The sequence below is a fragment of the Aeromonas sp. 1HA1 genome, assembly GCF_029237385.1.
GTDB classification, from domain to species: Bacteria; Pseudomonadota; Gammaproteobacteria; order Enterobacterales; family Aeromonadaceae; genus Aeromonas; species Aeromonas popoffii.
In genome coordinates, this window is the sequence record NZ_JAACGC010000162.1 from 1 (window position 1) to 1,424 (window position 1,424).

Genomic DNA, 1,424 nt, shown 5'->3' on the forward strand with positions numbered 1-1,424 from the left:
AACTGAGCAAAAACAGCATCAATAGACATGAAGGCACTCCTGAAAAAGGAGCATAAGATCACAGCTGGATCGCAGGGTCAAACCTGTTTTTCTTGGTCAAAAAACGTTCGCGATCTTGCCCTGGGGGGAGCGTCTGCATGAGCAAGTTGGTGCCGTATTATGTGGTGAGGGGGCTGATCGCCACCAGCTGGAGTGCCTTGCTTGCTCATCGACCTTGGGATCTGGCCATATTTCATCAAGGTGCCCTGAAGTTAAGCCGTCGCGTCGCTACATGGTACTCAATCATGTGTGAGCAGAACGATGTTACTTCATCTAAATAGCTGTTCCGAATCGTAGATCACTGGAGGCAGGGAACTCAGTCCAGTTTGTGCGATCTCATTAGTCGCCAAACAAAACAAGTCGCACCCAAAGGAGTGAGTTGATGCCACTCTTATTACCCCTGTCACGACCACAGCGGCGCCGCATTCACAAAATCATCCACGCCACTCTTGATAAAGGGCATGCTCGTCGCCTGATGACCATCTTGCTGTTACATGAAGGTCGCTCGATCACCGATGTTCATCATCTTACTGGCGCGGCTCGCTCGGCCATTGGCCGCTGGTTTCAGTGGTATCGAGAAAAAGGTGTAGATGCGTTAGAAGCCTTACCGTCTGGTCGCGCTCCAATCTTGCCTGTCGCCAAGATCGTCACCTTATTGGTGCTTCTTATACAGTAATATTTAATCACCTTTATTACAGGTGTTGTTTATTTTAAATATTTTTGCTCTGAGGAAAGCGCGATAAATTCCGTATGGTCGGCCGACAACGCCTGCAATTAAACAAAATATAAAAACACTTCTGATCATTTGATCAGGAGAAGCGCCACTTATCGACAGATTAATTAGGTATAATGGCATTTCAAAGGATAGATAGGCAAAGGTGTCAACTACATAAGGGAAAATGCCTTTGTTTTGTTCGGTCAATTTGCATCTCTTGAAAATCCAATCACGCCAAATACCGAAAGGTCTTGCTGTTGAGGTGATTATAAATAGCCCTATTAGTCTAGCGTGCAGGTGAGTTTCTAAACTCATCTGTGCAAAACCCAGTTCTATTGGTATTGATATGAAATAACAAAATGTATTTAGTGCGAAAACATCGGCGGCGAAATTAACAAATTTTTGTTTTTTAGTTGATGAGAGTACAGCTTCCATAGTACATAAACTTGCTTAATAATCATTAGGGTGCAGGAATCTATACTACTGATTGATATGCGTCAATGTAACACATGGCAGTATAATTATTGTAAAATGTGGTGTATGGGAGCTATTGTCAAATCTGGTGTATGGCGTCGGTCAGGCGGCACTCCTGTCTGACTCCTCCAGCACCTTTACTCCGTCCTTGAATTTCACGTTGTTCGCTACCAACGTCAGCAGCGCAAATCCCTTG

At 44.6% G+C, this 1,424-nt stretch carries 2 protein-coding genes and 1 pseudogene; 2 read left to right on the top strand and 1 reads right to left on the bottom strand.

All coding sequences use genetic code 11. From position 1 onward, the window contains the following. The first annotated feature begins 137 nt into the window (after window positions 1-137). Window positions 138-320, top strand: a complete 183-nt coding sequence (locus tag GWQ22_RS21350; RefSeq protein WP_275931610.1) for a hypothetical protein — start codon at window positions 138-140, stop codon at window positions 318-320. 101 nt (window positions 321-421) lie between these two features. After that, a pseudogene (locus GWQ22_RS21355) lies at window positions 422-712 on the top strand (helix-turn-helix domain-containing protein); the annotation flags it as partial. 6 nt (window positions 713-718) lie between these two features. Here GWQ22_RS21355 and alaE read toward each other — a convergent pair. Continuing rightward, window positions 719-1,189, bottom strand: a complete 471-nt coding sequence (gene alaE / locus GWQ22_RS21360) for an L-alanine exporter AlaE (RefSeq protein WP_275931611.1) — start codon at window positions 1,187-1,189, stop codon at window positions 719-721. Window positions 1,190-1,424 lie beyond the last annotated feature (235 nt).